The following is a 20,614-nucleotide window of genomic DNA, read 5'->3' as shown; positions in this document are numbered from 1 at the left end:
GAAGATGCCTCGCAGTCTTAAGAAGGGCCCCTTCGTCGACGATCACCTGCTTCGCAAGGTGGTCGTGCAGAACGAAGCCGGCACCAAGAACGTCATCAAGACCTGGTCCCGCCGGTCCATGATCATCCCGGCCATGCTGGGTCACACGATCGCGGTCCACGACGGTCGCAAGCACATCCCCGTGTTTGTGTCCGAGACCATGGTCGGCCACAAACTGGGCGAGTTCGCGCCCACCCGCACCTTCCGCGGCCACGAGAAGGACGACAAGAAGGGCCGCCGCCGCTGACGCGGTGGCGATAGAGGAGAGAGAAATGGTGGAGTCCATCGCACGCGTGCGACACATCCGCGTGACCCCTCAGAAGGCTCGTCGTGTCGTCGCGCTCATCAAGGGCAAGCAGGCCCAGGAGGCTCTGGCGATCCTGAAGTTCGCACAGCAGAGCGCCAGTGAGCCGATCTACAAGCTTGTCGCGTCGGCCATGGCCAACGCGCAGGTCAAGGCGGATCGTGACGGCGAGTACCTCGACGAGCAGGACCTGTACGTGGCTAACGCCTACGTAGACGAGGGCACGACGCTCAAGCGTTTCCAGCCCCGTGCACAGGGTCGCGCTTTCCAGATCAAGAAGCGCACGAGCCACATCACGGTCGTGCTCTCGACGCCTGAGGCAGCTCCGGCTGCGGCAAGCGACAGCAACAAGAAGGCGAGCAAGTAATGGGACAGAAAGTAAACCCGTACGGCTTCCGCCTCGGCATCACGACTGACCATGTGTCGCGTTGGTTCTCGGACTCGACGAAGCCGGGTCAGCGTTACGCCGACTACGTCGCCGAGGACATCAAGATCCGCAACCTGCTGAAGACGCAGCTCGACCGCGCCGGTGTCTCGAACATCGAGATCGAGCGCACCCGTGACCGCGTCCGCGTCGACATCCACACCGCCCGTCCGGGCATCGTGATCGGTCGTCGTGGAGCAGAGGCCGAGCGCATCCGCGGCGACCTCGAGAAGCTCTCGGGCAAGCAGATCCAGCTGAACATCCTCGAGGTCAAGAACCCCGAGGCCGACGCTCAGCTCGTCGCACAGGGCATCGCCGAGCAGCTCTCTGCTCGTGTGGCGTTCCGTCGTGCGATGCGCAAGGGTCTCCAGGGCGCGCAGCGCGCTGGCGCCAAGGGCATCCGCATCCAGGTCTCCGGCCGCCTCGGCGGCGCCGAGATGAGCCGTTCGGAGTTCTACCGCGAGGGTCGTGTGCCGCTGCACACGCTGCGCGCGAACATCGACTACGGCTTCTACGAGGCGAAGACCACCTTCGGCCGCATCGGCGTGAAGGTCTGGATCTACAAGGGCGACCTGACGGCGAAGGAGCTCGCTCGCGAGCAGGCCAACGCCCCCAAGGCTCGTCGTGATGACCGTGGTGGCGACCGTCGTCGTGCACCGCGCAACGAGGCACCCGTCGCAGAAGGAGCGTCTGCCTGATGCTTATTCCCCGTAAGGTCAAGTTCCGTAAGCAGCACCACCCCGGCCGTAGCGGCCAGGCGACCGGTGGCACGAAGGTCTCCTTCGGCGAGTACGGCATCCAGGCGCTCACGCCTGCGTATGTGACGAACCGTCAGATCGAGTCCGCTCGTATCGCGGTCACGCGTCACATCAAGCGTGGCGGAAAGGTGTGGATCAACATCTACCCCGACCGTCCGCTCACCAAGAAGCCTGCTGAGACCCGCATGGGTTCCGGTAAGGGTTCCCCCGAGTGGTGGGTCGCCAACGTCAAGCCGGGTCGCGTCCTCTTCGAGGTCTCCGGTGTGAGCGAGGAACTCGCTCGCGAGGCACTGACCCGAGCAATTCACAAGCTGCCTCTCAAGGCACGCATCATCAAGCGCGAGGAGGGCGACGCGTAATGGCGATCGGCACCAAGGAGCTCGCTCCGGCAGAGCTCGACACGTTCGAAGACCAGCGCCTCGTTGAGGAGCTGCGTAAGGCCAAGGAGGAGCTGTTCAACCTCCGTTTCCAGTCGGCCACCGGCCAGCTGGAGAGCCACGGCCGCATCCGCGCCGTCAAGCGCGACATCGCGCGTCTGTACACCGTGATCCGCGAGCGCGAGCTGGGCATCCGTGCGACGCCCGCTCCCGTCGAGGCTCCGGCCAAGAAGGCGACCAAGTCGAAGGCGAAGAAGGCGGACTCCGCTGACGACGCCGTGAAGGAAGAGGCTGAGTGATGGCCACCAAGAAGGAAGCCGCCGTCGAGGCTGAGCACGCCGCACACGATGTCCGCGATGCGGATGCCCGTGGGTACCGCAAGTCGCGTCGTGGCTACGTCATCAGCGACAAGATGGACAAGACCATCGTGGTCGAGGTCGAGGACCGCGTGAAGCACCCGCTTTACGGCAAGGTCATCCGCCGCACCTCGAAGGTCAAGGCGCACGACGAGGCGAACTCCGCCGGCATCGGCGACCTCGTCCTGATCAACGAGACCCGCCCGCTCAGCGCCACGAAGCGCTGGCGTCTGGTGGAGATTCTGGAGAAGGCCAAGTGATCCAGCAGGAATCCCGCCTCAAGGTCGCCGACAACACCGGCGCGAAGGAACTGCTCACCATCCGTGTTCTCGGCGGCTCGCGTCGTCGTTACGCCGGTCTGGGTGACACGATCGTCGCGACCGTCAAGGACGCGATCCCGGGCGGAAACGTCAAGAAGGGCGATGTGGTCAAGGCCGTCATCGTCCGCACGGTCAAGTCCACGCGCCGTCCCGACGGCTCGTACATCAAGTTCGACGAGAACGCCGCCGTGATCCTGAAGAACGACGGGGAGCCCCGCGGCACCCGTATCTTCGGACCGGTCGGTCGCGAGCTTCGTGACAAGAAGTTCATGAAGATCGTCTCGCTGGCGCCGGAGGTTATTTAAGTCATGGCGAAGATCAAGAAGGGTGACCTGGTTCAGGTCATCACCGGAGCGACGCAGGAGCGTGGCGGAGATCGCGGCAAGCAGGGCAAGGTCCTCGAGATCCTGGCCGACAAGAACCGCATCATCGTCGAAGGCGTGAACTACGTCACCAAGCACACGCGCGTCGGTCAGACGCAGCGTGGCACCAAGACGGGCGGCCTCGAGACTGTCGAGGCCTCCATCCACATCTCGAACGTCGCAGTCGTCGACCCTTCGACCAAGAAGCCGACCAAGGTCGGCCACCGGGTCGAGGAGCAGACCAAGGACGGCGTCAAGCGCACCGTCCGTGTGCGGTACGCGAAGAAGTCAGGTAAGGACCTCTGATGGCAACCACCGACGCTGCGGTGGCTGGCAAGATCCAGCCCCGCCTGAAGGCGAAGTACAAGGCCGAGATCCAGCAGAAGCTGCAGGATGAGTTCGGCTACACCAACGTGATGCAGATCCCCGGTCTGGTCAAGGTCGTCGTTAACACCGGTGTCGGTGAAGCGGCCCGTGACAGCAAGGTGATCGACGGCGCGATCGACGATCTCACCAAGATCACCGGTCAGAAGCCGCTCGTCACGAAGGCACGCAAGTCGATCGCGCAGTTCAAGCTGCGCGAGGGCCAGGCCATCGGCGCACATGTCACCCTCCGTGGTGACCGTGCGTGGGAGTTCCTGGACCGCCTCGTCTCGCTCGCTCTGCCCCGCATCCGCGACTTCCGCGGTCTGTCGGCCAAGCAGTTCGACGGCAACGGCAACTACACCTTCGGTCTCCAGGAGCAGAGCGTGTTCCACGAGATCGATCAGGACAAGATCGACCGGGTTCGCGGTTTCGACATCACTGTCGTCACCACCGCGAAGACGGACGACGAAGGTCGCGCACTTCTGCGTCACCTCGGCTTCCCCTTCCGTACGGAAGACGCCAAGGCGTAAGCGGTTTCGGGCGGGGCGCACAGCGCCTCGCCCGATCCCTTATAATTGAAGATTGCGTGTCATCGCAGGCCGTCTGTCGTGTAACGGCAGCCGGAACCTCATGAACAAAGGAAAACAACAATGACAATGACAGACCCGGTCGCAGATCTGCTGACCCGTCTGCGTAACGCGAACTCGGCGCACCACGATTCCGTGACCCTGCCGTCGAGCAAGCTCAAGACGCACATCGCCGAGATCCTCCAGCAGGAGGGCTACATCGCTGGATGGGAGACGACTGACGCTCGCGTCGGCTCGAACCTCACCCTGCAGCTGAAGTACGGCCCCAACCGTGAGCGGTCGATCGCGGGCATCAAGCGCGTGTCGAAGCCCGGCCTCCGTGTGTACGCGAAGTCCACCGAGCTCCCCAGGGTCCTCGGCGGCCTCGGCGTGGCCATCCTGTCCACCTCCTCCGGTCTTCTCACCGACCGTCAGGCAGAGCAGAAGGGCGTGGGCGGAGAAGTTCTCGCCTACGTGTGGTAATCGAAAATGTCGCGTATTGGACGACTTCCCATCGACGTTCCCGCGGGCGTGACCATCTCGGTCGACGGCCGTGAGGTCGCGGTGAAGGGCCCCAAGGGTGAGCTCACCCTGACGGTCGCAAAGCCCATCGAGGTCGCGGTCGAGGAGAACCAGGTTCTCGTCACCCGCCCCGACGACGAGCGCGAGTCCCGGTCGCTTCACGGCCTGACCCGCACGCTCATCAACAACAACATCATCGGCGTGACCCAGGGCTACACCAAGGGTCTCGAGGTTGTCGGAACCGGTTACCGCGTGGCTCAGAAGGGCAGCTCGGTCGAGTTCGCCCTCGGCTTCTCGCACCCGGTCCTCATCGACCCGCCCGCCGGTATCACGCTGACGGTCGAGGGCAACAACAAGCTCACGGTCAGTGGTATCGACAAGCAGGCTGTCGGCGAGGCAGCTGCGAACATCCGCAAGATCCGCAAGCCCGAGCCGTACAAGGGCAAGGGCGTGCGCTACGCCGGCGAGGTCGTGCGTCGCAAGGCCGGAAAGAGTGGTAAGTAACCATGGCTCTCAAGTCAAAGTCTGACGCCCGCGCGCGTCGTCACGCCCGCCTTCGCAAGAAGGTCGTCGGCACCGAGGTGCGTCCGCGCCTCGTCGTCAACCGTTCGGCTCGCCACGTCTTCGTGCAGCTTGTCGACGACAGCAAGGGTCACACCGTCGCGTCGGCATCGACGCTCGAGACCGACCTGCGCTCGCTCGAGGGTGACAAGACCGCCAAGGCCCGCAAGGTCGGCGAGCTTCTCGCCGAGCGCGCGAAGGCTGCCGGCGTTTCCGAGGCAGTGTTCGACCGTGGCGGCAACCGCTACGCAGGTCGTGTCGCCGCCATCGCCGACGGCGCCCGCGAAGGGGGTCTGGCACTGTGAGTGACAACAAGGAGAATGAAGTGACCGAAGCGGCAGCTGCCACTTCCGAGACTGCCGCCGGCACCACGCAGGCAGAGCCGTCTCAGCGCGACAACCGCCGCGGCGGTGGCCGTGGTGACCGCAACCAGGGTGGCCGTGACCGCAACTCCCGCGACCGTGGGGACAACCAGTTCCTCGAGCGCGTGGTCACCATCAACCGTGTCTCGAAGGTCGTGAAGGGTGGTCGTCGCTTCAGCTTCACCGCTCTCGTGGTCGTCGGTGACGGCAACGGTCTGGTGGGCGTCGGCTACGGCAAGGCCCGCGAGGTCCCTCTGGCGATCTCGAAGGGTGTCGAAGAGGCCAAGCGCAACTTCTTCCGCGTCCCGCGCGTCGGAAGCACCATCCCGCACCCCGTGCAGGGTGAGGCAGCAGCAGGCGTCGTCCTGCTCCGTCCGGCCGCTGCCGGTACCGGTGTCATCGCCGGTGGTCCCGTCCGCGCCGTGCTCGAGTGCGCCGGTATCCACGACGTGCTGTCGAAGTCGCTCGGCTCGTCGAACACGATCAACATCGTGCACGCCACGGTGACGGCTCTGAAGCAGCTCGAGGAGCCCCGTGCGGTCGCCGCACGTCGTGGCCTCGAGTTCGACCAGGTCGCACCCGCGCGTCTCGTCCGTGCGGAGGCTGACGCCATCGCCGCACAGAAGGTAGGTGCCTGATGGCTGCGCGCCTGAAGGTCACGCAGGTCAAGTCCAAGGTGAGCGAGAAGCAGAACCAGCGTGACACGCTGCGCAGCCTCGGTCTGAAGCGCATCGGTGACAGCACCGTTCGCCCCGACGACGCGCAGACGCGCGGTTACGTCAAGACCGTCGCCCACCTCGTCAAGGTTGAGGAGATCGACTAATGGCTGAGAAGAACGAAGCCGTCGAGGCTGAGAAGGCCCCGAAGAAGGCTGCCGCTCCCAAGGCCGCAGCCGAGAAGAAGCCCGCCGCCAAGAAGGCACCGGCGAAGGCGACCGCGGCCAAGGCCGACGCCGTCAAGAAGCCGGCAGCCAAGAAGGCTGCGCCGAAGAAGGATGCTCCGGCATCCCGCCCCGGCGTGCTCAAGGTGCACCACCTGCGTCCGGTCCCCGGAGCCAACACCGCGAAGACCCGTGTCGGTCGCGGTGAGGGCTCCAAGGGCAAGACCGCGGGTCGCGGTACCAAGGGTACGAAGGCTCGCAACACCGTTCGCGTCGGCTTCGAGGGTGGGCAGATGCCTCTGCACATGCGCACCCCGAAGCTGCGCGGGTTCAAGAACCCGTTCCGCGTGGAGTACCAGGTCGTGAACCTGGAGAAGCTCGCGGAGCTGTACCCCAAGGGTGGCGACGTCACCATCAGCGACCTGGTCGCCAAGGGTGCCGTTCGCAAGAACGAAAAGGTCAAGGTTCTCGGAAACGGCGACATCGCCGTGAAGCTCACCGTCGCGGTCGACAAGGTCTCGGGTTCTGCCGAGCAGAAGATCGTGGCGGCCGGCGGATCCGTCAAGTAACCACTTCATGAGAGGGGTCGGAGATTCTCCGGCCCCTCTTATGGGTTAGCCTGTTCTTTCAGCCGTCCCTCGGGGATCGGCAACCTTTTCAGGAGGACGTCCTTGTTTAGCGCCATCGCGCGGATCTTCCGCACGCCCGACCTGCGTCGGAAGATCGGTTTCACCCTCGCCATCGTCGCCATCTACCGGCTTGGCTCGAATGTCCCTGCTCCGTTCGTGAACTTCCCGAACGTCGAGGAGTGCCTGGCTCTGAACTCAGGCACAGAGGGACTCCTCGGGCTCGTCAACCTCTTCTCCGGTGGCGCGCTCCTCCAGCTCTCGATCTTCGCGCTCGGCGTCATGCCGTACATCACCGCGACGATCATCACCCAGCTCCTCCGGGTCGTCATCCCTCACTTCGAGGCGCTGCACAAGGAGGGTCAGGCCGGTCAGGCTCGACTCACCCAGTACACGCGTTACCTGACGATCGCGCTGGCACTGCTGCAGTCGACGACCCTCGTGACGGTCGCCCGCAGTGGTCAGCTCTTCGGCACGACCGACGTCGCAGCCTGCCAGAACCTCCTCACCAACGACGTGTGGTGGGCGCAACTGCTCATCATCATGGCGATGACCGCCGGTACGGGCCTCATCATGTGGTTCGCCGAGCTCGTCACCGAGCGCGGCATCGGCAACGGCATGTCGCTGCTGATCTTCACGTCGATCGCCGCGACCTTCCCCGGCGCCATGTGGCTCATCTGGGAGAGCAAGGGCTTCGAGGTCTTCCTCCTGGTGCTGCTCGTCGGAATCATCGTGATGGGCCTCGTCGTGTTCGTCGAGCAGTCGCAGCGTCGCATCCCGGTGCAGTACGCCAAGCGCATGGTCGGACGCCGCACCTACGGCGGCACGAACACCTACATCCCGATCAAGGTGAACATGGCAGGTGTGATCCCTGTGATCTTCGCCTCGTCGCTGCTTTACATCCCGGCGCTTATCGCCCAGTTCAACACCCCGCAGGATGGCTCCGAGCCCGCCGCATGGGTCACGTGGATCAGCGCGAACTTCACCACGGGAAACCACCCGGTCTACATGGCCGCGTACTTCCTGCTGATCATCGGGTTCACGTACTTCTATGTCGCGATCACGTTCAACCCCGTCGAGGTCGCCGACAACATGAAGAAGTACGGCGGGTTCATCCCCGGCATCCGTGCCGGGCGGCCGACCGCCGAGTACCTCGACTACGTGCTCACGCGCATCACGCTTCCCGGCTCGATCTACCTCGGCCTGATCGCGCTCATTCCGCTGATCGCTCTCGCCACCGTCGGCGCCAACCAGAACTTCCCGTTCGGTGGCGCATCGATCCTCATCATCGTGGGTGTCGGTCTCGAGACGGTCAAGCAGATCGATGCGCAGCTGCAGCAGCGTCACTACGAAGGGCTCCTCCGATGACTCGATCAGCTCGTCTCCTCATCGTCGGACCGCAGGGATCCGGCAAGGGCACCCAGGGTGTCCGCATCGCCGAGTCCTACGGCATCCCGGTCGTCTCCACCGGCGACATCTTCCGGGCGAACATCAAAGAGGGCACGCCGCTCGGCCAGCAGGTCACGGCTGTCCTCGACCGAGGCGACCTGGTGCCCGACGAGCTGACGAGTGAGATCGTCCGCGATCGCCTGTCGCAGGATGACGCCGCGAACGGCTTCCTGCTCGACGGATACCCGCGCAACTCGGCTCAGGTGGCTCACCTCGACGCGTTCCTCGCGGAGCGAGGCGATTCCCTCGACGCCGTCATCCTGCTCGACGTGCCTCGCGAGGAGAGCATCGAGCGTCTCAGGCTCCGCGCTGCGGAGCAGGGGCGATCGGATGACACCGACGAGGCCATCGCGCATCGCCTGGACATCTACGAGCACGAGACGGCTCCGATCCTCGAGGTCTACGGCCCGCGGGGCATCGTCGACCGCATCGACGGCGTCGGCAGCCTCGACGAGATCACCGAGCGCGTCTTCGCGGCGCTGACCGCGCGCGGTCTGCGTCTCGCGGCCTGATCTGCGCACGATGTTCCGCAAGTCGATCTACAAGAGCGCCGCGCAGCTGCGCGCGATGGTCGAACCCGGCCTTATCACGGCAGCGGCCCTCGAAGCAGTGCGTCCGCTGATCCGGCCCGGCGTCACGACGCTCGAGCTCGACGCCGAGGCGAACAGGGTGATCCTGGCTCGCGGCGCGGAGTCGAACTTCCAGCTCGTGCGCGGCTACCGCCACACGACCTGCATCTCGGTCAACGAGGAGGTCGTGCACGGCATCCCCGGCGAGCGTGTGCTGCAGGCGGGCGACATCGTCTCGATCGACTGCGGTGCTCAGTTCCAGGGCTGGAACGGTGACAGCGCGATCACCGTCGTCGTCCCGGATGACAGCCGCCCCGAGCTGGTCGCCCAGCGTGAGGAGCTCTCCCGGGTGACCGAGGGGTCGATGTGGGCCGGGATCGCCGCCATGGCGTCCGCCTCGCACCTGGGGAACATCGGGGCAGCCATTCAGGGCTACATCGAGGCACAGGGCCCGTCAGCGGTCTCCGGTGAGACCTACGGCATCCTCCGTGAATACGTGGGTCACGGCATCGGCCGCAAGATGCACGAGGCGCCGAGCGTCTTCAACTACCGCACGCCCGACCCCGGCGCCGAGGTCAAGGCCGGTCTCGTGCTCGCCATCGAGCCGATGGTCACCGCCGGCGGCGACGAGACGTTCGTCGAGGACGACGACTGGACCGTCTCGACGGTCGACGGCACCGACGGCTCGCACTGGGAGCACAGTGTCGCCCTGCACGAGGGTGGCATCTGGGTGCTCACGGCGGTCGACGGGGGAGCGGCGGGCCTGGCACCGTTCGGCGTGACGCCGACGCCGATCGCCTGACCCGACACGAGCTGCACCCGACGCCGCCGCTGTCCAGAGCGTCGTCACAACGCGCACATAGGTTTCTCCGGGCACAATAGGTGTATGGGTGCGCATGCACCCGAAGACTTCAGGCCGGGTCCGCCGCGAGTGGGCCTCGACAGAAACGGAAAACCATGGCAGCCGCGAAAGGCAACACCAACTGGTTCGTGATCGGCGTCTCGGCGGCAGTGGTGGTCGTGCTGGCCGTCCTCGCCTTCGTCGTCGTGTTCCTCAACAACCAGGCCACCTCTCCCGGCACCGCGCCGCAGAGCTCGATCGTGAACGAGGAGACCGGTGCCATCTCGTTCGGTACGGGTGAGGACGAGATCGACACGTACGTCGATTTCATGTGCCCGGTGTGCGGCCAGTTCGAGGATGCGTACGGCGAGCAGCTGCAGGCGGCGGCGGCCGACAACCAGATCACGCTGAACATCCACCCGGTCTCGATCCTCAACCGGTACTCGACGACCGGCCAGTACTCGTCGCTGTCGGCAGGGTCCATGTACTGCGTCGCAGCCGAGGCGCCTGACGCGACGCTGGACTACTTCAACCTGCTCTTCACGAACCAGCCGGAGGAGAACTCCGCCGGACTCAGCGTCGCGGAGCTCAGTGCCCTCGCCGAGCAGGCGGGCGCGGGAGCCGCCGCCGACTGCATCGCTGACGGCACGTACACGAAGTTCGCCGACTCGCAGACGAAGGCCCACGAGATCACCGGTACCCCGACCGTCGAGGTCAACGGCACGCGTATCGACAACAGTGAGATCGCGACCGAGTTCGCCAAGATCCTCGGCTGATCCATTCACGTCCATCGACGGGAGTTCCGGCATCCTGCTCAGGTTGCCGGAACTCCCGTTGTCGGATAACATAGATCCTTGGTGCCTTGCGCCTTGATTCGGCGTGTCTGAATCGGCACAGGTATCGCAATCCAACCACCCACCGCAGATCGACCGGTCTGCAGAAGCGTCAGCGAGGCTATGGCTAAGAAAGACGGTGTCATCGAGATCGAGGGCGTGATCTCCGAGGCTCTGCCCAACGCGATGTTCCGCGTTGAGCTCTCTAACGGACACAAGGTCCTGGCAACGATCTCAGGCAAGATGCGGCAGAACTACATCCGCATCATCCCCGAGGACCGCGTCGTCGTGGAGCTCAGCCCCTACGACCTCACCCGCGGCCGTATCGTCTACCGCTACCGCTGATCGGTCGAGAAGTAACGGCCTGCCCCAGCTCGGGGCGGTACGAAGACAGCGAACAGGAAACATCATGAAGGTCAACCCCAGCGTCAAGCCCATCTGCGATCACTGCAAGGTGATCCGTCGTCACGGCCGCGTCATGGTGATCTGCAAGAGCAACCCGCGCCACAAGCAGCGCCAGGGTTGAGCGCCCGTCGGCCACGCCGGCGGACTCTTCGGATCTGACTCACAACTCAATACACACAACGGCAGGATCAGAACCCACGCGAGTGGGGGACACCTCGGGACAGAGGCCCGGGCACCGATCCTGCTCCACACCTCTACCAAACTCAGGAGAACCGCATGGCACGTCTTGCCGGCGTTGACATCCCGCGCGACAAGCGCGTGGTGATCGCCCTTACCTACATCTACGGCGTCGGCCGTACCCGCTCGGTCGAGATCCTCAAGGCGACGGACATCGACGAGAGCATCCGCGTGAAGGACCTCAGCGATGACCAGCTGATCGCCCTCCGCGACCACATCGAAGGTACCTACAAGGTGGAGGGTGACCTGCGCCGCGAGGTCGCCGCAGACATCCGCCGCAAGGTCGAGATCGGCTCCTACGAGGGCATCCGCCACCGTCGTGGCCTCCCGGTCCGTGGTCAGCGCACCAAGACCAACGCCCGTACCCGCAAGGGCCCGAAGCGCACCGTCGCAGGCAAGAAGAAGGCCCGCTAAGCGCGGCCCCCAGGGACTAGGAGAACACTTTCATGGCTGCACCCAAGGCCGCCGCGCGCAAGCCGCGCCGCAAGGAAAAGAAGAACATCGCACTGGGCCACGCCCACATCAAGTCGACGTTCAACAACACGATCGTCTCGATCACCGACCCGTCCGGCGCTGTCATCAGCTGGGCATCGTCGGGTGGCGTGGGCTTCAAGGGCTCGCGCAAGTCGACGCCTTACGCCGCTGGCATGGCTGCCGAGTCGGCCGCCCGCCAGGCGCAGGAGCACGGCGTCAAGAAGGTCGACGTCTTCGTCAAGGGACCGGGCTCGGGTCGCGAGACCGCGATCCGTTCGCTGACGGCCGCCGGCCTCGAGGTCGGTTCGATCCAGGACGTCACGCCGCAGGCGCACAACGGCTGCCGCCCGCCGAAGCGTCGCCGCGTCTGATCCGGCTCGTCGAGCCGCTCGTGCCTCAGGGCCCGAGCGGCTCGACGCCCGCCAGCGGGCATCGACTCACAAAAACTCAAGACCTCACCCCACCACATGTCATATAGCGGGCATGTGATCGAAAGGAACACAGAGTGCTCATTGCACAGCGTCCCACACTGACCGAGGAAAAGATCGTCGAGAACCGGAGCCGGTTCATCATCGAGCCTCTGGAGCCCGGCTTCGGATACACGATCGGCAACGCGCTTCGTCGCAGCCTGCTGTCGTCGATCCCCGGTGCCGCGGTCACCAGCGTTCGCATCGACGGCGTGCTGCACGAGTTCAGCACCATCCCCGGCGTGAAGGAGGATGTCACCGAGATCATCCTCAACATCAAGCAGCTCGTGGTCTCGTCGGAGCGCGACGAGCCGATCACGGCGTACCTGCGCAAGACCGGTTCGGGCGAAGTGACCGCCGCTGACATCTCGGCTCCGGCCGGTGTCGAGATCCAGAACCCCGAGCTCGTCATCGCGACTCTCAACGAGACCGCGAAGTTCGAGCTGGAGCTCACGATCGAGCGCGGCCGTGGCTACGTCTCGGCTACCCAGAACCGCAACGAGTACGCAGAGGCCGGTCAGATTCCGATCGACTCGATCTACTCGCCGGTCCTCAAGGTCAGCTACCGCGTCGACGCCACCCGTGCCGGTGAGCGCACCGACTTCGACAAGCTCGTCCTCGACGTCGAGACCAAGTCCGCGATCAGCCCCCGCGACGCGGTCGCTTCGGCTGCGAAGACGCTCACCGAGCTGTTCGGTCTCGCCCGCGAGCTGAACGTCGAGGCTGAGGGCATCGAGATCGGCCCGGCGCCGGTGGAGGCAGTGAACTCCAGCGAGCTGTCGATGCCGATCGAGGACCTCGACCTCTCGGTCCGCTCTTACAACTGCCTGAAGCGTGAGGGCATCAACACTGTTTCGGAGCTCGTCGCCCTCTCGGAGACGCAGCTCATGAACATCCGCAATTTCGGCCAGAAGTCGGTCGACGAGGTGCGCGACAAGCTCATCTCGCTCGGTCTGTCGCTCAAGGATTCGGTGCCCGGTTTCGACGGCGCCCACTTCTACGGCGGCAGCGAAGACGAGTCCTTCTGACCCACCCGGATTGTCATCTGGCAGAGGCCAGCTGACCCGACCTTTCCTGACCAGGAGTTAGATATGCCCAAGCCCACCAAGGGTCCCCGCCTCGGAGGCGGCCCCGCACACGAGCGCCTGCTGCTTGCCAACCTCGCAGCGGCTCTGTACACCCACAAGTCGATCAAGACGACCGAGACCAAGGCCAAGCGCCTGCGTCCGCTCGCCGAGCGCCTGATCACCTTCGCCAAGCGCGGAGACCTGCACGCTCGTCGTCGCGTTCTCTCGGTCATCGGTGACAAGGCTGTCGTGCACACGCTGTTCGCCGAGATCGCACCGCTGGTCGCCGACCGTGAGGGTGGCTACACCCGCATCACGAAGGTCGGCAACCGCAAGGGCGACAACGCGCCCATGGCAGTGATCGAGCTCGTTCTCGAGCCCGTCACCCCCAAGGCGAAGTCCACCAAGAAGGCCGCCAAGGCTGAGAAGCCGGCTGAGGTCGTCGAGGAGGCTCCGGTCGAGGAGGAGGCTCCCGTCGAGGAGTCCGCCGACGCCGGTGCCGAGTCGCAGGCCGAGGGTGAGGCGGCCGAGGCTGCCGCCGAGGACGCTGTCGAGAAGAAGTCCGAGTAAGCATCTCGCTCGCATGAAGAAGCCCGCCGCCCCGAAAGGGACGGCGGGCTTCTTCGTCGTCGGGGCGTCGCGCCCGGCGAACTCGATCAGCGCACGCGCAGATCCTTGCGGAGGATCTTGCCTGACGCGGACTTCGGGATCGCCTCGATGAACTCGACCTGGCGCACCTTCTCGTGCGGGGCGACATGCGCGGCGACGTGCGCCATCACCGCATCCGCGTCGAGCTGCGCCCCCGACTGCAGTACCACGAACGCCTTCGGCACCTCCTGGCCGTCGTCGTCGAGGGCACCGATCACGGCGGCGTCGGCGATGGACGGATGCTCGAGCAGCACCGCCTCGAGCACGGCGGGAGCCACCTGGTACCCCTTGTACTTGATGAGCTCCTTGAGACGATCGACGATGCGGAAGATCCCGTCATGCGTGACCGTCGCGACGTCGCCGGTGTGCAGCCAGCCGTCGGAGTCGAGCATCTCGGCCGTGGCATCCGGCCTGTTCAGATAGCCCTTCATGACCTGGGGGCCGCGGATCAGCAACTCACCTGGAGCGCTGGCGCCCGCGGCGGGCTCCTCGATGTCGCTGCCGTCCTCTGCGACCAGCCTCGCCTCGGTGTTCGCCAGCAGCATGCCGACCGACGACCGGTCGATGTCCGCGCGGTCGTAGGGGATCGCGTGCGTGACGGGGCTCGTCTCGGTCATCCCGTAGCCCTGGCAGACGGTGCATCCGAGGCGGTTCTCGACGGCGGATGCGAGGGCGCCGTCGAGAGGAGCGGCGCCCGAGAAGATCACCTTGACCGCTGAGGTGTCGTACTGATCGACCAGCGGATGCTTCGCCAGGGCGACGGCGATCGGTGGGGCGATGAAGACCCAGCTCGTGCGGTGCTCCTGTACGACGCGGAGGAACTCGGCGAGGTCGAACTTCGGCATGGTGACCAGCGCGGCGCGCTGCCGCAGCGCGAAGTTCAGCAGGACGGTCATGCCGTAGATGTGGAAGAAGGGCAGCACGGCGAGCACGCGGTCGTCGTCGCCGAGCGAGATCGTCGAGCGGCACTGGCTCACATTCGCGATCAGGTTGCGGTGAGTGAGCATGACACCCTTGGGGCGCCCGGTCGTGCCGGACGAGTAGGGGAGCACGGCCAGGTGAGTCGCCGGGTCGAACGATACCTCGGGTGCGGAGTGGCCTTCACCGAGCAGCGCAGGCAGAGACGGGTGGCCCTCGGCGCCGTCGAGGACGATCACGTGGTCGTCCTCGAAGCCGAGGGCCGCTGCGGCGGCCTTCGCACCGGGGAGAAGTGGGGAGACGGTGACGAGCCAGGTGGCCTCGGCATCCGTCAGCTGGTTGGCGATCTCCTCGGGGGTGTAGAGGGAGTTGATGGTCGTCGCCGTCGCTCCCGCGCGCAGGATGCCGTGGAACACCGTGGCGAACGCGGGGACGTTAGGGCACAGGACTCCGACCTTGGTGCCGACACCGACGCCACGCGCGGCGAGGGCCCCGGCGAACAAGTCGATCTGACCGATCAGTTGACGATAGGTCGTCGTCGCGCCGCTGACACCGTCGACGATCGCGACTGCGTCGAGCCGTTCCTCCTCGACATCGCCGAACAGGAACTCGTGGATCGAGATCGCAGGGATCTCGACATCGGGATAGGAACTGCGCACCATGAGATCTCCTTCGATCCGGTGAGGCGAAGACGCCGTCTGATGCGATCCAGTGTCGCATACCGAGGCACCGAGTCCCAGGGGGGTGCGGGAACCGTCGATGCCATCGGAGAGCCGGGAGTAGGCTGAACCGGTGACTGATGCAGAGACCCTGAGCAGAGGGCCTCGCGCCTATACGGCATTCATCGGGATCGGCCTGATCGCGGGCCTCCTCTCGGGGCTCTTCGGCGTCGGCGGGGGCACGGTCATCGTCCCGCTCCTCGTGCTCTTCCTGCACTTCAACCAGCGACTCGGTGCCGGCACCTCCCTCGCGGCGATCGTCCCGACGGCGACGGTCGGCGTCATCTCGTACGCGATCAACGGGTCGGTGGCCTGGGTCCCCGCGCTCATCCTCGCCGCCGGCGCGGTCGTCGGTGCGCAGATCGGCACCCGACTGCTGCCGAAGATCTCGCAGACCGTGCTGCGCTGGTTCTTCGTGGGCTTCCTCGTGGTCGTGATCGTGAGTCTGTTCCTGGTCGTTCCCTCGCGTGATGCCGAGTTCGAGCTGCAGCTGCTCAACGGGCTCGCTCTGCTCGCGGTCGGTGTCGGCACAGGCATCCTCGCCGGCCTGATCGGTGTCGGCGGGGGCGTGATCGTGGTGCCCGTGCTCATGCTCGCCTTCGGCACGAGCGACCTCGTGGCCAAGGGCACATCGCTGCTCATGATGATCCCCACCGCGATCTCGGGCACGATCGGCAACCTCCGCAACCGCAACGTCGACCTTCTCGCTGCGGCGATCGTCGGAGTCTCCGCCTGCACGACCACCGCACTCGGCGCCTGGCTCGCGACCCTGATCGACCCGCTGGTGGGCAACATGCTCTTCGCGGCATACCTGGTGGTGATCGCGGTGCAGATGGCGATGAAGGCGATCAAAGGGCGCGCGAAGAAGGACTGACCGGGCAGTTCGCACCCCGGCCGATCGCATGGCGCTCGGCCCCTGCGACCGACTGTCCCGCTCAGATGAAGCGATCTTCATCTCAGACTCATCATGACGTCATCATCAACCGGCATCATGAAGTCATGACCGACGTACGACGCCTCCTGATCCCGAGCGCGCTGATCGCCATTCCGGTGATCTTCGCCGCCGGGAGCATCGCCCTTGCGCAGATGCCGCCGTCGCCGCAGATGCCGTCCAAGCCGGTGGTGGTGGAGCTGGCTCCGAAGCCCGCTCCGGCTCCGGTGCCGACCACATCGGCGCCTGCTCCGGCCCCGGCCCCCGCACCGGCCCCTGCTCCGGCTCCGGCTCCGCAACCTCAGGACGACGATGGAGACGATGACGGAGACGACAACGGCGGCGATGATGACTGACGCTCCGACGCTGCCGATCGACGTCATCGATTCGCCTGCCCCACGGCAGATCGATCGTCCGGCACCGCGCAGCGGAGGCGAGCCGCTGCGCACCCTGCGACCGCGCACGCTGCCCGCACGCTGGCGCATCACACTGTGGATCATCCTCAGCACCCTCATCACCCTGGTCGCGGTCGGACTGATGGGGCGCAGCATCTTCCTCGCGAGCGTCGAGCAGACGGCCAACACCGAGATCGAGCAGGAGGCGGCGGAGTTCACCCGGTTCGCCGAAGACGCGGCGGCCGGCGGATACTCGTCGGCCACGGCGCTGCTCAGCGAGTACCTGGCTCGGCAGTCGGTCCACGAGGACGAGGTGGTGGTCACCGCCGTCGACGGGGCGCCGATCGCGATCGCGAGCGGCCGCACGGGCGCCCCAGACTCCGCGGCGTCGGACACCGGAGGTCGTGCGACAGGTGACGGCGACGTCGACTTTTCCGGGGTTCCCGGCGGCGAAGCCCTCGTCGCAGCGCTGCTCGCCGACGATGCGCGCTCGGGTGCGACGGAGTCATCCGAATCGGGGCCGCTGCGGTGGGGACGACTCGATTTCACCGCCGGAGAGCAGCAGGGCTCCGTCCTGATCGTGCAGTACACGCAGGACGCCCGCGATCAGGTGGATGCCGCATTCACGACGATCGCGTGGGTCGCCCTGATCGGTCTGCTGCTCAGCTCGGGCGTCGCGTGGCTGGTCGCAGGTCAGATCCTCGCCCCGGTGCGGGAGGTGTACCGGGTCGCCCGTGACATCAGCGAGCATGATCTGACGGCGCGGGTGCCCGTCGAGGGCACCGACGACATCGCTGCCGTCGCCGCGACCTTCAACGGGATGCTCGACAGGCTCGAGACCGTGCACGCGACGCAGCAACGGTTCGTCGACGACGCCGGACACGAGCTGCGCACACCGATCACCATCGTCCGCGGGCAGCTCGAGCTGCTCAGCGAAGACCCCGAGGAGCGCGCCGAGACCCTGCGGCTCGTGAGCGGAGAGCTCGACCGCATGAGCCGCATCGTCACCGACCTGCTGGTGCTCGCGCGGGCCGAGCAGCCCGACTTCGTGCGCATCGCGAACTGCGAGGTCTCGACCCTCACCCTCGACATCGAGGCCAAGGCGCAGGCACTGGGCGATCGGCGCTGGCAGCTCATGGAGATCGCCGAGGGGCCCACCGCCCTCGACCCTCAGCGCGTGACCCAGGCAGCGCTGCAGCTCGCCGCGAACGCGATGCAGGTGACCGAACCCGGCGATCGTATCGAGCTCGGGTCGCGATTCGACGGCGGCGGCGCGGATCGCCGACTCCGCGTCTGGGTGCGAGACACCGGCCCCGGGGTCGCGGCCGCGGATGCCGAGCGCATCTTCGAGCGTTTCGCCCGGGGCGACAGTGCCGGTGTGCGCCGAGGCTCGGGGCTCGGCCTCGCGATCGTGCGCGCCATCGCCGACGGACACGGCGGATCCGCCTGGGTCGACAGCGTGCTGGGCGAGGGCGCCACGTTCGGCCTCGACATCCCCGCTCCGTCCGACGCGGTCGCAGGCACCGCAGAGAGGAAGGCCTGACATGCGCAGCATCCTGATAGCCGAAGACGACCCGCACATCACGTCGTTCGTGCGCCGCGGCCTGCGGTCCGCCGGCTACGACACCGCCGAGGCGGCCGACGGCCACACCGCGCTGCTGATGGCCCGCAGCGGGGCCTTCGATCTCGTGCTGCTCGACATCGGCCTCGGTGGCATCGACGGGTTCGACGTGCTCGCGAACCTTCGCGGCGAAGGCGTCACGACCCCCGTGATCATCCTCACCGCCCGCGATTCCGTCATCGACACGGTGCGCGGACTCGAGAGCGGCGCCAACGACTACGTCACCAAGCCGTTCCAGTTCGCCGAGCTCGTCGCCCGGGTGCGACTGCGCATCGGAGACGGCGAGGGGCGTTCCACGGGTCCGGTGCTGTCGCACGGCGACGTGCGGGTCGATGTGCGCGCCCGCAGCGTCACCGTCGCCGGTGCGATGCGCGAGCTCACCTCTCGGGAGTTCTCGCTGCTCGAGGTGTTCCTCGAGAACGCCGGCCAGGTGCTGTCCCGCGACCAGCTGATTGGGCACGTGTGGGGCATGGACTTCGATCCCGCCTCGAACGTCGTCGACGTGTACGTCCGTGCTCTGCGCGGCAAGATCGGTGCCGACCGCATCGAGACGGTACGCGGGGCAGGGTACCGATTCCGATGAACACCTCTGTCGACAGCATCCCTCCCGTCGCCGAGCGCGCGCGCTTCGCGACCGTGCCGCCGCAGCGCTCCACCGCGCGGTGGACTGCCCCACAGGCCCGTTCGCCTCGCACCCCGACGGATCGCCCTCCTCGGCCCGGCCGTCGGCGGATCGTTCCCCGACGCAGCACCGTGATCCGTCTCGTGATCGCCGCGGCGATCCTGGTCGCCGGCGTCGCGATGGCGATCGTCGGCTCCACCCCGACCGGCACCGGAGGCATGACTCTGCCGATCGCGGTGACGATCACGATGTTCCTGCTCGCGGTGTGGGCGTGGGCCGCCACGGCGCTCGACGACACGCTCGTCGCATTCCTCGCCGCCGTCGCGCTGATCGTCACCGGCATCCTCCCCGCGACCACGTTCTTCGCGTCACTCGGAGACGAGACGATCTGGCTTCTCATCGGAGCGTTCGTGATCGCGGCGGGCGTCTCGTCATCGGGGCTCGCTCTGCGCGGCGCCGCGCACCTGCTGCGCTTCGCACGCGGACCGCGCAGCCTGTTCCATCTGACCACGGTGGCGCTCATGATCACCGCCTTCGCCGTGCCCGCCACATCGGGGCGCGCGGCGCTCGCCGTGCCGGTGTTCACCGCGGTCGCCGACATCCTGCCCGGGCGCGAGCGCGTCGTCAGGGCACTCGCTCTGCTGATGCCGACGGTGGTGCTGCTGTCGGCGGTCGGATCCCTGCTCGGCGCGGGAGCGCACATCATCACCGATCAGCTGCTGCGTGCGGCTGGTGAGCCGGGATTCAGCTTCCTCGGATGGCTGTGGCTCGGCCTTCCGCTCGCTGTCGTGTCGTCGCACGCGGCGTGCGAGATCATCCTGTGGCGCTTCACCCGTCGTGCCGACCGGACGACACCGCTGCGCGTGACCCCCGCCGACATCGCGCGCTCCGCCACGACCGGCGTGACCGGCCCGCTCAGCTCCATCGAGCGTCGGGCGGCGATCCTGCTCGGAGCCGTGATCGTGCTCTGGGCGACCGAGCCCGTGCACCACCTCACCCCGGCGCTGGTCGCGCTGCTGGGCGCTGTCGCCGCCGTGACGCCGGGTATCGGCTGCACGACATTCCCCTCCGCCGTCAAACGCGTGCCGTGGTCGCTCCTCCTCTTCCTGTCGGCGACGCTCGCCCTCGCATCCGCGCTCACCAGCACCGGTGCGGCGACCTGGTTGAGCACGACGGCGCTCGCACCGCTCAGCGGTCTCGGCGCCGCGAGCGCCGTGGTGTTCGTGCTGGTGGTCATCGCGGTGTCGACCGCCGCCCACCTGCTCATCCCGTCGCGGTCCGCGCGCTCGGCGGCGATCATCCCCGTCGTGATCTCCCTCGCTCCCGCACTGGGAGTCGATCCGATGGCAGCGGCCTTCGCATCGACCGCCGCTGCCGGGTTCTGTCACACGCTTCCGAGTTCGGCCAAGCCGGTCGCGATGTTCGCCGATCCCGACGTCGTGCCGCACGGCTTCACCCCGAAGGATCTGCGACGGCTCTCGGTGCTGCTCGCCCCGGCGATGTTCGTGCTCGTCGCCGTCTTCGCCCTCTGGATCTGGCCCGCGATGGGTCTGCCGCTCCTGCGCTGACCCCCGTTCCAGACTCCCCGTCACACC

The 20,614-nt window shown here is 66.5% G+C and carries 31 protein-coding genes; 30 read left to right on the top strand and 1 reads right to left on the bottom strand.

From position 1 onward, the window contains the following. Nucleotides 1–4 precede the first annotated feature (4 nt). From rpsS to rplQ, 25 genes are all read left to right on the top strand, one after another. Nucleotides 5–286 carry a 30S ribosomal protein S19 gene (gene rpsS / locus RQG77_RS10440; RefSeq protein ID WP_017829205.1) on the top strand — a complete coding sequence of 94 codons (282 nt, stop codon included), beginning with the start codon at nt 5–7 and terminating at the stop codon, nt 284–286. 25 nt (nt 287–311) lie between these two features. Then, entirely contained in the window at nt 312–710 is a 399-nt protein-coding gene (rplV, locus tag RQG77_RS10435) for a 50S ribosomal protein L22 (protein WP_053097482.1), read from the top strand. Next, nucleotides 710–1,465: a 30S ribosomal protein S3 gene (gene rpsC / locus RQG77_RS10430; RefSeq protein ID WP_017201587.1), complete on the top strand. Its 756-nt coding sequence runs from the start codon at nt 710–712 to the stop codon at nt 1,463–1,465. Before rplV ends, rpsC begins: the two co-directional genes overlap by 1 nt. Continuing rightward, the gene (gene rplP / locus RQG77_RS10425; RefSeq protein WP_056312870.1) at nt 1,465–1,884 is read left to right on the top strand and encodes a 50S ribosomal protein L16; all 420 of its coding nucleotides are present in this window, start codon (nt 1,465–1,467) and stop codon (nt 1,882–1,884) included. Before rpsC ends, rplP begins: the two co-directional genes overlap by 1 nt. Beyond that, nucleotides 1,884–2,201, top strand: coding sequence for a 50S ribosomal protein L29 (gene rpmC, locus RQG77_RS10420; protein ID WP_017829202.1), 318 nt, complete (start codon nt 1,884–1,886; stop codon nt 2,199–2,201). The genes rplP and rpmC overlap by 1 nt, the downstream gene beginning before the upstream one ends. Further along, the gene (gene rpsQ / locus RQG77_RS10415; protein WP_042538763.1) at nt 2,201–2,518 is read left to right on the top strand and encodes a 30S ribosomal protein S17; all 318 of its coding nucleotides are present in this window, start codon (nt 2,201–2,203) and stop codon (nt 2,516–2,518) included. The genes rpmC and rpsQ overlap by 1 nt, the downstream gene beginning before the upstream one ends. Then, nucleotides 2,515–2,883 (top strand): 50S ribosomal protein L14, encoded by a 369-nt coding sequence (gene rplN / locus RQG77_RS10410; RefSeq protein ID WP_053097479.1) that lies wholly within the window; start codon nt 2,515–2,517, stop codon nt 2,881–2,883. Before rpsQ ends, rplN begins: the two co-directional genes overlap by 4 nt. A 3-nt stretch (nt 2,884–2,886) precedes the next feature. Continuing rightward, nucleotides 2,887–3,246: a 50S ribosomal protein L24 gene (rplX, locus tag RQG77_RS10405; protein ID WP_056514171.1), complete on the top strand. Its 360-nt coding sequence runs from the start codon at nt 2,887–2,889 to the stop codon at nt 3,244–3,246. After that, the gene (gene rplE, locus RQG77_RS10400; RefSeq protein ID WP_210098739.1) at nt 3,246–3,836 is read left to right on the top strand and encodes a 50S ribosomal protein L5; all 591 of its coding nucleotides are present in this window, start codon (nt 3,246–3,248) and stop codon (nt 3,834–3,836) included. The genes rplX and rplE overlap by 1 nt, the downstream gene beginning before the upstream one ends. Nucleotides 3,837–3,956: 120 nt before the next feature. Beyond that, nucleotides 3,957–4,355: a 30S ribosomal protein S8 gene (gene rpsH / locus RQG77_RS10395; RefSeq protein WP_045253835.1), complete on the top strand. Its 399-nt coding sequence runs from the start codon at nt 3,957–3,959 to the stop codon at nt 4,353–4,355. A 6-nt stretch (nt 4,356–4,361) separates the two neighbouring features. Next, entirely contained in the window at nt 4,362–4,898 is a 537-nt protein-coding gene (rplF, locus tag RQG77_RS10390) for a 50S ribosomal protein L6 (RefSeq protein WP_056514166.1), read from the top strand. Nucleotides 4,899–4,900: 2 nt separating this feature from the next. Further along, the gene (gene rplR, locus RQG77_RS10385) at nt 4,901–5,260 is read left to right on the top strand and encodes a 50S ribosomal protein L18 (RefSeq protein ID WP_029260926.1); all 360 of its coding nucleotides are present in this window, start codon (nt 4,901–4,903) and stop codon (nt 5,258–5,260) included. Beyond that, the gene (gene rpsE / locus RQG77_RS10380; protein ID WP_056514163.1) at nt 5,257–5,955 is read left to right on the top strand and encodes a 30S ribosomal protein S5; all 699 of its coding nucleotides are present in this window, start codon (nt 5,257–5,259) and stop codon (nt 5,953–5,955) included. Before rplR ends, rpsE begins: the two co-directional genes overlap by 4 nt. Continuing rightward, entirely contained in the window at nt 5,955–6,140 is a 186-nt protein-coding gene (gene rpmD / locus RQG77_RS10375; protein ID WP_042538783.1) for a 50S ribosomal protein L30, read from the top strand. Before rpsE ends, rpmD begins: the two co-directional genes overlap by 1 nt. Continuing rightward, entirely contained in the window at nt 6,140–6,766 is a 627-nt protein-coding gene (gene rplO / locus RQG77_RS10370; protein WP_311244646.1) for a 50S ribosomal protein L15, read from the top strand. Before rpmD ends, rplO begins: the two co-directional genes overlap by 1 nt. A 102-nt stretch (nt 6,767–6,868) precedes the next feature. Beyond that, the gene (secY, locus tag RQG77_RS10365; RefSeq protein ID WP_056514161.1) at nt 6,869–8,191 is read left to right on the top strand and encodes a preprotein translocase subunit SecY; all 1,323 of its coding nucleotides are present in this window, start codon (nt 6,869–6,871) and stop codon (nt 8,189–8,191) included. Beyond that, on the top strand, nt 8,188–8,784 hold the full coding sequence (locus RQG77_RS10360; protein WP_311244645.1) for an adenylate kinase: 597 nt from the start codon (nt 8,188–8,190) through the stop codon (nt 8,782–8,784). The genes secY and RQG77_RS10360 overlap by 4 nt, the downstream gene beginning before the upstream one ends. A 10-nt stretch (nt 8,785–8,794) precedes the next feature. Further along, the gene (map, locus tag RQG77_RS10355) at nt 8,795–9,643 is read left to right on the top strand and encodes a type I methionyl aminopeptidase (protein WP_311244644.1); all 849 of its coding nucleotides are present in this window, start codon (nt 8,795–8,797) and stop codon (nt 9,641–9,643) included. Nucleotides 9,644–9,798: 155 nt separating this feature from the next. Then, nucleotides 9,799–10,458: a thioredoxin domain-containing protein gene (locus RQG77_RS10350; RefSeq protein ID WP_056312856.1), complete on the top strand. Its 660-nt coding sequence runs from the start codon at nt 9,799–9,801 to the stop codon at nt 10,456–10,458. 180 nt (nt 10,459–10,638) lie between these two features. Continuing rightward, nucleotides 10,639–10,860: a translation initiation factor IF-1 gene (gene infA, locus RQG77_RS10345; RefSeq protein WP_017201569.1), complete on the top strand. Its 222-nt coding sequence runs from the start codon at nt 10,639–10,641 to the stop codon at nt 10,858–10,860. A 64-nt stretch (nt 10,861–10,924) separates the two neighbouring features. Next, nucleotides 10,925–11,041, top strand: a complete 117-nt coding sequence (rpmJ, locus tag RQG77_RS10340; RefSeq protein ID WP_005050492.1) for a 50S ribosomal protein L36 — start codon at nt 10,925–10,927, stop codon at nt 11,039–11,041. A 155-nt stretch (nt 11,042–11,196) separates the two neighbouring features. Further along, nucleotides 11,197–11,571 carry a 30S ribosomal protein S13 gene (gene rpsM, locus RQG77_RS10335; RefSeq protein ID WP_045253827.1) on the top strand — a complete coding sequence of 125 codons (375 nt, stop codon included), beginning with the start codon at nt 11,197–11,199 and terminating at the stop codon, nt 11,569–11,571. A gap of 32 nt (nt 11,572–11,603) precedes the next feature. Then, complete coding sequence (rpsK, locus tag RQG77_RS10330) at nt 11,604–12,002, top strand: 30S ribosomal protein S11 (protein ID WP_045253826.1); 399 nt, start codon at nt 11,604–11,606, stop codon at nt 12,000–12,002. A gap of 134 nt (nt 12,003–12,136) precedes the next feature. Beyond that, nucleotides 12,137–13,126 (top strand): DNA-directed RNA polymerase subunit alpha, encoded by a 990-nt coding sequence (locus tag RQG77_RS10325; protein ID WP_017829188.1) that lies wholly within the window; start codon nt 12,137–12,139, stop codon nt 13,124–13,126. Between the two features lie 63 nt (nt 13,127–13,189). Further along, nucleotides 13,190–13,735, top strand: a complete 546-nt coding sequence (gene rplQ, locus RQG77_RS10320; protein ID WP_056514152.1) for a 50S ribosomal protein L17 — start codon at nt 13,190–13,192, stop codon at nt 13,733–13,735. 86 nt (nt 13,736–13,821) lie between these two features. On the opposite strand, the gene RQG77_RS10315 is transcribed toward rplQ, so the two are convergent. Further along, nucleotides 13,822–15,393 carry an AMP-binding protein gene (locus RQG77_RS10315; RefSeq protein WP_311244643.1) on the bottom strand — a complete coding sequence of 524 codons (1,572 nt, stop codon included), beginning with the start codon at nt 15,391–15,393 and terminating at the stop codon, nt 13,822–13,824. 130 nt (nt 15,394–15,523) lie between these two features. On the opposite strand from RQG77_RS10315, the gene RQG77_RS10310 reads away from it, so the two are divergent. From RQG77_RS10310 to RQG77_RS10290, 5 genes are all read left to right on the top strand, one after another. Beyond that, on the top strand, nt 15,524–16,324 hold the full coding sequence (locus RQG77_RS10310; protein WP_311244642.1) for a sulfite exporter TauE/SafE family protein: 801 nt from the start codon (nt 15,524–15,526) through the stop codon (nt 16,322–16,324). Nucleotides 16,325–16,449: 125 nt separating this feature from the next. Then, nucleotides 16,450–16,737, top strand: a complete 288-nt coding sequence (locus tag RQG77_RS10305) for a hypothetical protein (protein WP_311244641.1) — start codon at nt 16,450–16,452, stop codon at nt 16,735–16,737. Beyond that, nucleotides 16,703–18,319 (top strand): ATP-binding protein, encoded by a 1,617-nt coding sequence (locus RQG77_RS10300; protein ID WP_311244640.1) that lies wholly within the window; start codon nt 16,703–16,705, stop codon nt 18,317–18,319. Before RQG77_RS10305 ends, RQG77_RS10300 begins: the two co-directional genes overlap by 35 nt. A 1-nt stretch (nt 18,320) precedes the next feature. Continuing rightward, nucleotides 18,321–18,980, top strand: a complete 660-nt coding sequence (locus tag RQG77_RS10295) for a response regulator transcription factor (protein ID WP_194765352.1) — start codon at nt 18,321–18,323, stop codon at nt 18,978–18,980. Next, nucleotides 18,977–20,587 (top strand): SLC13 family permease, encoded by a 1,611-nt coding sequence (locus tag RQG77_RS10290; RefSeq protein WP_311244639.1) that lies wholly within the window; start codon nt 18,977–18,979, stop codon nt 20,585–20,587. Before RQG77_RS10295 ends, RQG77_RS10290 begins: the two co-directional genes overlap by 4 nt. Nucleotides 20,588–20,614: the final 27 nt, after the last annotated feature.

Origin of the sequence: Microbacterium sp. WCS2018Hpa-23 (assembly GCF_031843845.1) — a bacterium.
Classification (GTDB): Bacteria; Actinomycetota; Actinomycetes; order Actinomycetales; family Microbacteriaceae; genus Microbacterium.
This window is presented reverse-complemented; position numbering and strand designations above follow the sequence as displayed.

What these genes read in the sequence shown, in the direction of transcription:
- rpsS (WP_017829205.1), top strand. Translation starts at nt 5, where the DNA reads ATGCCTCGCAGTCTTAAGAAGGGCCCCTTCGTCGACGATCACCTGCTT.
- rplV (WP_053097482.1), top strand. Translation starts at nt 312, where the DNA reads ATGGTGGAGTCCATCGCACGCGTGCGACACATCCGCGTGACCCCTCAG.
- rpsC (WP_017201587.1), top strand. Translation starts at nt 710, where the DNA reads ATGGGACAGAAAGTAAACCCGTACGGCTTCCGCCTCGGCATCACGACT.
- rplP (WP_056312870.1), top strand. Translation starts at nt 1,465, where the DNA reads ATGCTTATTCCCCGTAAGGTCAAGTTCCGTAAGCAGCACCACCCCGGC.
- rpmC (WP_017829202.1), top strand. Translation starts at nt 1,884, where the DNA reads ATGGCGATCGGCACCAAGGAGCTCGCTCCGGCAGAGCTCGACACGTTC.
- rpsQ (WP_042538763.1), top strand. Translation starts at nt 2,201, where the DNA reads ATGGCCACCAAGAAGGAAGCCGCCGTCGAGGCTGAGCACGCCGCACAC.
- rplX (WP_056514171.1), top strand. Translation starts at nt 2,887, where the DNA reads ATGGCGAAGATCAAGAAGGGTGACCTGGTTCAGGTCATCACCGGAGCG.
- rplE (WP_210098739.1), top strand. Translation starts at nt 3,246, where the DNA reads ATGGCAACCACCGACGCTGCGGTGGCTGGCAAGATCCAGCCCCGCCTG.
- rpsH (WP_045253835.1), top strand. Translation starts at nt 3,957, where the DNA reads ATGACAATGACAGACCCGGTCGCAGATCTGCTGACCCGTCTGCGTAAC.
- rplF (WP_056514166.1), top strand. Translation starts at nt 4,362, where the DNA reads ATGTCGCGTATTGGACGACTTCCCATCGACGTTCCCGCGGGCGTGACC.
- rplR (WP_029260926.1), top strand. Translation starts at nt 4,901, where the DNA reads ATGGCTCTCAAGTCAAAGTCTGACGCCCGCGCGCGTCGTCACGCCCGC.
- rpmD (WP_042538783.1), top strand. Translation starts at nt 5,955, where the DNA reads ATGGCTGCGCGCCTGAAGGTCACGCAGGTCAAGTCCAAGGTGAGCGAG.
- rplO (WP_311244646.1), top strand. Translation starts at nt 6,140, where the DNA reads ATGGCTGAGAAGAACGAAGCCGTCGAGGCTGAGAAGGCCCCGAAGAAG.
- RQG77_RS10360 (WP_311244645.1), top strand. Translation starts at nt 8,188, where the DNA reads ATGACTCGATCAGCTCGTCTCCTCATCGTCGGACCGCAGGGATCCGGC.
- map (WP_311244644.1), top strand. Translation starts at nt 8,795, where the DNA reads ATGTTCCGCAAGTCGATCTACAAGAGCGCCGCGCAGCTGCGCGCGATG.
- RQG77_RS10350 (WP_056312856.1), top strand. Translation starts at nt 9,799, where the DNA reads ATGGCAGCCGCGAAAGGCAACACCAACTGGTTCGTGATCGGCGTCTCG.
- infA (WP_017201569.1), top strand. Translation starts at nt 10,639, where the DNA reads ATGGCTAAGAAAGACGGTGTCATCGAGATCGAGGGCGTGATCTCCGAG.
- rpmJ (WP_005050492.1), top strand. Translation starts at nt 10,925, where the DNA reads ATGAAGGTCAACCCCAGCGTCAAGCCCATCTGCGATCACTGCAAGGTG.
- rpsM (WP_045253827.1), top strand. Translation starts at nt 11,197, where the DNA reads ATGGCACGTCTTGCCGGCGTTGACATCCCGCGCGACAAGCGCGTGGTG.
- rpsK (WP_045253826.1), top strand. Translation starts at nt 11,604, where the DNA reads ATGGCTGCACCCAAGGCCGCCGCGCGCAAGCCGCGCCGCAAGGAAAAG.
- rplQ (WP_056514152.1), top strand. Translation starts at nt 13,190, where the DNA reads ATGCCCAAGCCCACCAAGGGTCCCCGCCTCGGAGGCGGCCCCGCACAC.
- RQG77_RS10315 (WP_311244643.1), bottom strand. Translation starts at nt 15,393, where the DNA reads ATGGTGCGCAGTTCCTATCCCGATGTCGAGATCCCTGCGATCTCGATC.
- RQG77_RS10305 (WP_311244641.1), top strand. Translation starts at nt 16,450, where the DNA reads ATGACCGACGTACGACGCCTCCTGATCCCGAGCGCGCTGATCGCCATT.
- RQG77_RS10300 (WP_311244640.1), top strand. Translation starts at nt 16,703, where the DNA reads ATGACGGAGACGACAACGGCGGCGATGATGACTGACGCTCCGACGCTG.
- RQG77_RS10295 (WP_194765352.1), top strand. Translation starts at nt 18,321, where the DNA reads ATGCGCAGCATCCTGATAGCCGAAGACGACCCGCACATCACGTCGTTC.
- RQG77_RS10290 (WP_311244639.1), top strand. Translation starts at nt 18,977, where the DNA reads ATGAACACCTCTGTCGACAGCATCCCTCCCGTCGCCGAGCGCGCGCGC.